Source organism: Methanosaeta sp. UBA458, from assembly GCF_002496085.1.
Taxonomy (GTDB): domain Archaea; phylum Halobacteriota; class Methanosarcinia; order Methanotrichales; family Methanotrichaceae; genus Methanothrix; species Methanothrix soehngenii.
In genome coordinates, this window is sequence record NZ_DAIK01000076.1 from 9,431 (window position 1) to 17,835 (window position 8,405).

General features: G+C 54.7%; 8 protein-coding genes. 7 read left to right on the plus strand and 1 reads right to left on the minus strand.

Annotated elements, in window-relative coordinates:
* Positions 1-746 (minus strand): MMPL family transporter (locus tag BP822_RS05280; protein ID WP_286877878.1); only part of this gene is annotated, 746 nt, incomplete at its 3' end.
* 113 nt (positions 747-859) lie between these two features.
* Between BP822_RS05280 and BP822_RS05285 the strand changes: the two genes are divergently transcribed.
* The 7 genes from BP822_RS05285 to BP822_RS05315 all read left to right on the plus strand — a co-directional run bounded on the left by BP822_RS05285 (position 860) and on the right by BP822_RS05315 (position 8,262).
* Positions 860-2,230, plus strand: a complete 1,371-nt coding sequence (locus BP822_RS05285) for an MBL fold metallo-hydrolase RNA specificity domain-containing protein (RefSeq protein ID WP_273278139.1) — start codon at positions 860-862, stop codon at positions 2,228-2,230.
* 50 nt (positions 2,231-2,280) lie between these two features.
* Positions 2,281-2,409 carry a hypothetical protein gene (locus BP822_RS05290; RefSeq protein WP_269798786.1) on the plus strand — a complete coding sequence of 43 codons (129 nt, stop codon included), beginning with the start codon at positions 2,281-2,283 and terminating at the stop codon, positions 2,407-2,409.
* Positions 2,410-2,691: 282 nt separating this feature from the next.
* The gene (locus tag BP822_RS05295) at positions 2,692-4,191 is read left to right on the plus strand and encodes a mechanosensitive ion channel (RefSeq protein ID WP_286857959.1); all 1,500 of its coding nucleotides are present in this window, start codon (positions 2,692-2,694) and stop codon (positions 4,189-4,191) included.
* A 131-nt stretch (positions 4,192-4,322) separates the two neighbouring features.
* Complete coding sequence (lysA, locus tag BP822_RS05300; RefSeq protein WP_286857962.1) at positions 4,323-5,606, plus strand: diaminopimelate decarboxylase; 1,284 nt, start codon at positions 4,323-4,325, stop codon at positions 5,604-5,606.
* A 6-nt stretch (positions 5,607-5,612) separates the two neighbouring features.
* Positions 5,613-6,254, plus strand: a complete 642-nt coding sequence (locus BP822_RS05305) for a hypothetical protein (protein ID WP_286877879.1) — start codon at positions 5,613-5,615, stop codon at positions 6,252-6,254.
* Between the two features lie 83 nt (positions 6,255-6,337).
* On the plus strand, positions 6,338-7,066 hold the full coding sequence (locus BP822_RS05310; protein WP_342766304.1) for an ABC transporter ATP-binding protein: 729 nt from the start codon (positions 6,338-6,340) through the stop codon (positions 7,064-7,066).
* On the plus strand, positions 7,054-8,262 hold the full coding sequence (locus BP822_RS05315; protein WP_286877881.1) for a SufB/SufD family protein: 1,209 nt from the start codon (positions 7,054-7,056) through the stop codon (positions 8,260-8,262). The genes BP822_RS05310 and BP822_RS05315 overlap by 13 nt, the downstream gene beginning before the upstream one ends.
* Positions 8,263-8,405: the final 143 nt, after the last annotated feature.

Here is an 8,405-nt window from a genome sequence, read left to right on the forward strand (position 1 = left end):
GTCCAGACGATCCCCAGTAAGACCACTGGCAAGGGGAGAAGCGACCACCTGACATGCCGGAAAAAGAGCAGCAGGGCTACTATCATCAGCAGGCCACACAGGGCGAGGATCTGGCCGTTGGTGCTGTTCATCATCTGCACGATTGCCGCCTGGAAGGAGGGGTCGCCGGTAATGGTCACGCCGTATCCCGAGGGGAATTCTGCATAGTCCACTGCTTTCTCTATTTCCAGAAGGAGCTTGTTTCGCTGCTCTTCGGTTAGGGTGGAGGTGGTGGGCATGCCAATGATGATTCGGGTGTGGCCGCGATCCGGCATCAGATGGGCAATGGAGGTGCCTGAATTTGCCAGGATCTCGTCAATCCTCTCCTGAGAGGGGATTTGCCGGATGCCCGTCCTCTTGTATTCCTCGTCCGCTATCCAGTCGGCTGCGCTCTGGACGCCCAGAACATGCTCCACCTGATGCATATGATCTGAAAATCGCAGGATGGCAGACAGAACCTCGGCCCCTGCTACGTCATCGCCCTCGATGAGTATCATATTGCCATCAGAGCCGAAGTTTTCCAGGTAGAGGTGATCGTAGAGCTGATAGAGGGCGGAGTCTTTTGAGACGAATGCCTCGGTGGTCATGCCCTGGCTCTCGATCTGCTGGGCATAGTGAAGTGAGACCAGTGTCAGGAGAACTGCTGCCACGATGATTATCACAGGATTGCCGGTAATCCATTCTCCCAATCGCTCCAGGTCAGCCATGGCAGTGAAACCCTCTATCCGGATTTTTTCGAACGAACCAAATTATTGCGATATACTTAAGCTTTGTGTCCTATTCGGAAGCTTAATCTTGGATGAGCCCCCGCACTTTGGGCATGAAGCTGGAGTTCCATGGAGCGGCTGGAGGGGTTACAGGCTCGCATATGGTCCTCCACGCCCGGGATCTCCGAATCGGCATAGATGCAGGCCTATTTCAGGGTGGCGATACCGATCGGAACCAGGATGGCTTTGGCCATGATCCCAATCGACTGAAAGCGATGATTCTCACCCATGCCCATGTCGACCACAGCGGCAGGATTCCTCTTTTTATCAACGAGGGATTCAAGGGCTCAGTCTACTGCACCCATGCCACAAGAGACCTCTGCCAGATCATGCTCCAGGACTCCGCCCACCTGATGGAAGAGGCGGCGGAAAGGGAACGCCGCCATGCCCGCGATATGAAAAGGCCTCCTCGCCCGCCTCTATACACCAGAGGGGATGCTGAAAGGGCAGTGCGCCAGTTTAGATCCTTAGACTACTCCAAGAGATTTAATATCGGGGACATATCTGTTCGATTCAGTGATGCAGGCCATATCCTGGGCTCAACTATTGTTGAGATGGATATTGGCAAAAAGAGGCTGGTCTTCAGCGGAGACCTGGGCCGGCCGGACACCCCCATCCTCCGTGATCCCCAAAGGGTGGACGAAGCCGACTGGCTGGTGCTCGAGTCCACCTACGGTGATCTGGATCACGAGAGGATGCCTGACCGGGGAAAAAGGCTATTTGATATCGTTTTGGAGACTGTGGATCAAGGCGGGAATGTGATAATCCCGGCATTCGCCATAGGTAGGACCCAGGAGATCCTCTATGAGCTGAATCCCTTTGCAGAAGCGGGCAAGCTCTCCGGGGTGAAATGCTTCGTAGACAGCCCCATGGCCATCTCCGCCTCTGAGATCTACCGCCGCCATCCGGAATGCTTCGATGAGGAGACCCTCGGCCTCATAAGCAGGGGTGACAGCCCACTGGAGTTTCCGGGAATGGAGTATGCCCTCTCCAGGGATAAGTCAAAGGCGATAAATGAGCTGAAGGAACCGCATATAGTCATCTCAGCCAGCGGAATGTGCACCGGTGGAAGGGTGCTCCATCACCTGATGCAGAACATCGAGCGCAAGGAGAGCACAATACTGTGCGTCGGCTATCAGGCAGAGGGAACCCTCGGTCGAAGGATGCTTGACGGCATAAAAAGCGTGCAGATAATGAACCACGAGTTCGATGTACGGGCAAGGATCGAATCGATGGACGCATTCTCCGCTCATGCCGGCAGAAGCGAGATCCTGGAATGGCTGCGCGCTTTTCGGAGCTTTCCTGGCCAGGTATTCCTCAACCATGGGGAGGAGCGTGCCGCAGAGACACTGGCTGAGGCCATCAGGAGCGAGTTTGGCGCTCGTGTCAGCATTGCAAAGATGAATCAGAGCTTTAGCTTATAAGGCAAAAGCCTATTTATCAATGAGGCTATTATAAGCTATGGGGTGCTAAGATGAAAGTAACCTATACCAATAAGAAAGGAGAAAAGGTTGAGCAGAAGTTCGATACTGAGGACGAGGGCAAGAAGCTTAAGGAGAAGCTGAAGTCGCAAGGGGTAACAGACGCGAAATGGGAGTGGTAGTGGCCAAAGACTGGCTGGAAAATGCTAATTCTATGAGCTTGATCTCATTCCACAATTTTTTTGAATCGGCATGCTGAATTGTGTTCCCCCAAATTCATAGTTCGTGTGGTGCTTATATCACTCATTTTTGTAAAAATTAATTACAGACTAGTCCTTAAAGTGCCGGTTTTATTCTTGAGATCCAATATCCGGGCGCTAATCATCCACTATCTTTAAGTAATGGTATTGTACATTATTGTTAATAGCATTTTGCTCAAACAGGCTTTGAAATTTGCATCTGAAATGAATGGTGATCTTATGAGAATAAGCGATCAGGTAACTCAGATCTTTGGACCTATGAGTTCCAATATCTTTAGTGCTTTGATCATCCTTGTTGTGGGGTGGATCGTAGCTTTGATTGTCAGCTCTCTCATTGGCAAAGCGCTGCGTCGCACTGCAATGGATGAAAAAATAGCCCGGGTGGCAGTGGGCGAGGAAAGGGCCAGATCCATAGACTCGAATCGATGGATTACTCGGATAATTTATTATGTTCTACTGTTTTTTGTTATAGTGGCATTTTTCGAGACTCTGGGCCTAACTCTGGTTGCTCAGCCATTAAACGAGATGCTAACGGTGGTCTTCGCCTATATCCCCAAGCTCTTTGCCGCTCTATTGATAGCGATCGTCGCTATCGTCTTGGCGATGGTTCTCAAGAGGGTGGTATTGACAGTTCTTCGATCTGCAAACATCGATGAGGACATAGGCAGCAAGGCCGGGCTGGAGAGAAAGGAGATGCCATTGAGCCAGACCATTGCCGAGATAGTATTCTACCTTGTGCTCCTCCTCTTCCTGCCCATGGTCCTCAATGCACTCTCTTTGGGCGGGCTTCTCGAGCCCCTGCAGGTGATGATGGCCAAGATGCTTGGCTTCCTCCCCAATCTGCTGGCAGCAGCAGCTATCCTCCTCGTCGGCTGGTTTCTCGCCCGCATCGTGCAAAAGATCCTCACCGGCCTGCTGCTGGCAGTCGGCTCGGAGAGGCTGAGCGAGAAGGTGGGCCTTTCCCGGGTACTGGGAGAACGGGGGCTGGCCGGTTTGATCGGCCTGATCGTCTATGCCTTGATACTGATCCCCGTCCTCATGGCAGCCCTCCAGGCCCTGGACCTGGTATCCGTCACCCAGCCCTTATCCAATATGCTCAACCAGATACTAGCTGCCCTTCCCTCAGCCTTCGGAGCCATTTTGATCCTGGCCATCGCTTATGTGCTGGGAAGGATTGTGGCAGAGCTGGTCACAAACCTCCTGGCGGCAGCGGGATTCGACTCCATACTGGTCTGGCTGGGCCTGGGAAAGGAGCCGGCAGAAGGAGAGAGAAAGCCCTCCCAGGTGGCAGGCTATCTGGTGCTGGTAGCAATAATGCTTTTTGCCCTGATAGAGGCATTCAGAATACTCAACTTCGCCCTGATGGCAGATCTGATCTATGAGTTCATAGTCTTCGCCGGCCGCGTTCTGGTGGGACTGGTGATACTTGCCACTGGCATTTACCTGGCCAATCTGGCCTATGACACAGTGATGGCCAGCAACACCAGCCAGGCGAAGATGCTTGCCGGTGCGACCAGGATTTCCGTATTGATATTCTCCGGAGCCATGGCCCTGAGGCACATGGGACTGGCAAATGAGATCATCAACCTGGCATTTGGACTGCTGCTGGGCGCCATCGCTGTGGCCGTGGCCCTGGCGTTCGGACTGGGTGGAAGGGAGATCGCCGCCAGAGAGATTGATAAGTGGTTGAAGTCGATGAAATGAGCTTGCCTCAAATTGAACGAGAATCCTGGGAAAAGAGTGGCATAACCTGCCCTTTTCCCACGATTTTTGATATTATGACCCGGGCTTTTAATAGAAACGATTTAGTAATCAAGAAGAGATCATGGGATTCTATGTTTGGATCCAAAGATCATCTCACCACGATAGACAACCACCTCTACATCGAGGACGTCGACTGCTGCCGTCTGGCCGCGGAGGAGGGCACTCCACTGTACGTCACCTCCGAGAGGAGGCTGCGAGAGAACATCCGCCGCTATCATAGAGCATTTCCCGATGCAGAGAAATATTTCGCGGTGAAGGCCAATGGCAATCTGGCCATTCTGCAAGTCGCCGCCCAGGAGGGAATGGGGGCAGACATATTCTCTGCCGGGGAGCTTTCCCTGGTTCGCCTGGCTGGCATTCCCAGGGATATGATCCTCTTCAACGGCAACTCCAAGAGCGAGAAGGATCACGTAGCTGCCCTCCAGGCAGGGGTTCGCATCTCCGTGGACTCCAATGAAGAGCTGGAGCACCTGGCCAGGACCGCCCGTAACCTGGATTCAGAGGCTGAGATCCTCTTTCGGGTCAACCCCAATGTATCGCCAAAAACCCATCCCAAGATCGCCACCGGCCTGAGATCCTCAAAGTTCGGCATTCCCGCGGAGCAGGTGGCCGGGACCTATAAGAGGGCGATGGAGCTTGAAGGGGTAAAGCCAGTGGGACTGCACTGCCATATCGGCAGCCAGATTCTGGATACCGCTCCCTTCGCCGAGGCAGCGGGAAGGATGATGGACATCACCAGGGCAGTGATGGCAGAGGGCGGGAATGTGGAAAGAATAGACCTGGGGGGAGGCCTTGGCATCCAGTACCAGCCAGACAGCCCTGCCCCCCTGCCCTCGGATCTGGCAAAGGCCATTTTGCCGGTAATCCAGGATAGCTGCCGGGATATGGGAATCTTCCCTCAGCTCATTTTGGAGCCGGGCAGGAGCATAGTGGCGGACAGCACTATCATGCTCACGGGAGTCAATGTGGTCAAGAGGGCGCATGTCAACTTCGTGGCAGTGGACGCCGGCTTCAACGTCCTCGCCCGGCCCATGCTCTATGACTCCTATCATCATGTGCTGGCGGCCAACCGTGCGGAAGAGCAGGGAGAGGAGACCTATACCATCGTCGGCCCGATCTGCGAGACCGGCGATGTGCTGGCCCGAGACCGCCGTCTCCCTCGCCTGGTGCGGGGCGATACCCTGGCCTTCCTGGATGCTGGTGCCTATGGCTTCTCCATGGCTTCCCAGTATAACGGCCAGCCGAGACCGGCAGAAGTTATGGTCTCTGAGGACCGCTGGGAGCTCATCCGGCATAGAGAGGATGAGAGCGCTCTATTGGCCGGGCAGACCATCCCATCCCGGCTGATGTGGTAGGGGAATATGAAGGCAGATCCGTTGGTTGCGGCAGATAGGATAAAAGGGATGATTGAGCCGCTGCTGCAGGGCCAGTTCTCTTCGGGCCTGGGCAAGGTATTGGTCTATGTGCAGTCGGTGACCCGGAGCCTGGATTCCTCTCGAGCCGCTCTGAGAGCATTAGAGGAGAAGAGAACGGGAAGTCTGGATGCCAACTATGACGATTGGGAGAAGAGGAGAGCGGCCATAGAGCAGGCTTATGGCAGGGGTCTGAAAAACTCCATTGGTTTTGCCCGCCGCAACCTGGATTCTGCGCAGCTGCAGGCTCTGGAGGAGCTGGTGCGGCGCCCCCGCCTGGCCAGCAGAACAATTCTGGAGAAGAGGGCTCTTGCCCTGCAAAAGAGCTTCGACCGAATGGAAGATCCCGCCGCGGGCATGCTGGAGCACTATACGAGCACCTCCGATCCGCTTAACAAGTATCTGGTGGCCGGCCCCTGGGGCCACGAGTACCTGCAGAAGAGAAAGATCGATCCTGGGGGGTATGACCTCGCTCTCTGCAGGCTATTGGGCTGCCAGGATACTGTGGCAGGCAGAGTGGTGATGAGCTATGCATCCATCTGCCAGGCGATCGATGAGCTGGAGGCAGTGGCACAGGGTGCTCTGGATTGAATTCTCTGGATCATCTCATCTACTGCAGCAAAAGGTAATATAATCCTAAAGAGAGACTTAACTGGCAATTGGAGGTGATGCGGCTGCTGGAGATTGAAGATCTGTCGGTCAGCATTGGCAGTAAGCAGGTTTTGAAGAACTTCAACCTTAGGATAAACAGTGGTGAGACCCATGCCCTCTTCGGCCCCAATGGGACGGGCAAGACCACTCTCTTGAATGTCATAGCCGGTATTCCCAGGTACACCATCGATAAAGGGCGCATTATATTTAAAGAAAAGGATATCACTCACATGTCCATGGACGAGCGGGCGCGCCTGGGAATAGGCATGGCCTTTCAGCGGCCGCCGGCCATTCGCGGCCTGAGGCTCAAAGACCTGATCACGATCATCAATCCCCAGGCAGACACCGATTCCATTCTCAAAAAGATGGACTTTGAGGCCTTTGCGGAGAGGGATGTTAACCGCGGCTTTTCTGGCGGAGAGGTCAAGCGCTCGGAGATGGTTCAGCTTTTAGCCCAGCAGCCGGACCTGGTGATGCTGGATGAGCCCGATTCTGGGGTGGACCTGGAGAACATCAAGCTCATAGGAGATGCCATAAACCAGCTCACTCAGAAGGATCAGCGACCAAGCTACCGGACGAAATCGGGGATCATTATCACCCACTTCGGCCATATCCTGGATTATATGAAGGCAGACCGGGCCCATGTCATGCTGGGCGGTGCGATCGTCTGCAGCGGAAATCCGGGCGAGATCTTGGAGCAGATCAAGAAAAGCGGATACGAGGGTTGTGCGGGGTGCGCATGTCAAGCATAGAGGAGAAGGCCCGCAAAGCGCGAGATAAGAAGGCGCTCTTTGGTACCGATGTAAACCTGGAGAGCTACCAGTCCGATGCCAAGCCCCAGAGCGCTGTCGATGATGCACTGGATCTGCCCAATGTGGTAAAGAAGGCAGCTCTGGACGTGGGCGTGACCCTGGATGACGAATCCTCCGGGGCTTATGTGCAGATGGATCAGACCCCTGTAGTGGCCAAGTCCCTCTACGAAGGGGTGGAGATCATGGATATCGCCTCTGCCCTGAAAAAGTACGACTTCCTGCAGGACTACTGGTGGAAGCTGGTGGCCGCGGACGCAGACAAGTACACGGCAGATGTGGCCGAAGCCCCTCCGGCAGGCTTCTTCATCCGCGCCAAAAAGAACATGAAGACCATCTTTCCGGTGAAAAGCTGCCTGTATCTGGGCTCCACCAACCTCAACCAGCGGGTGCATAACATCGTCATCGCCGAGGAGGGCTCTGAGCTGCATGTGATCACCGGCTGCACCACCCCCGCCCATGTTCAGAGGGGGCTGCACATCGGCGTCTCCGAGTACTATATCCAGAAGAACGCCAAGGTGAGCTTCACCATGGTGCACAGCTGGGGAAAGGAGGTTGAGGTGCGTCCGAGGACCGGGGTGACCATCGCGGAGGGTGGATCGCTGTACAACAACTACATCATGCTCCGACCGGTCAAGACCCTGCAGACATTCCCCACAGCCAATCTGGCCGGCCGGGGAGCGGTGGCCAGCTTCAATACAGTGATCTACTCCACCATGGGCAATATCGATGTGGGAAGCGATGTGTTCCTGAACGCCCCTGAGACCAGCGCCGAGTCCATCTCCCGAGTGGTCTGCATGGGTGGGGATGTCATCGCCCGGGGGAGGATGACTGGAACCGTTCCCGGAGCGCGCGCTCACCTGGAATGCGTCGGCCTTCTCCTCTCCAATGAGGGGCGGATCTACTCCATTCCGGAGCTCGATGGCCGTTGCCGGGACCTGGATATGTCCCATGAGGCCGCAGTGGGCAGAATCTCCGAGGAGGAGCTGGAATATCTGATGTCCAGGGGCCTCTCCTCTGAGCAGGCCACGAGCGTCATAGTTCGGGGATTTTTGGATGTGGAGATCAAGGGCCTGCCCGAGGAACTGAAAAAAGAGATCAAGGATATCACCCAGAGGGAGGACCTGAAAGGATCCTGAAAATATCCTTTTTAGCTTCTTTTCTCGTATTTTTTTTCGATAAATTCCCGCTGATCTTCTCCTTCAATCTCAATCCCGGGAATAGAGAATCAGAGGCCATGCAATTTGCCGCAAATCGTCTGCAAATATTTATTAGGGGGGAT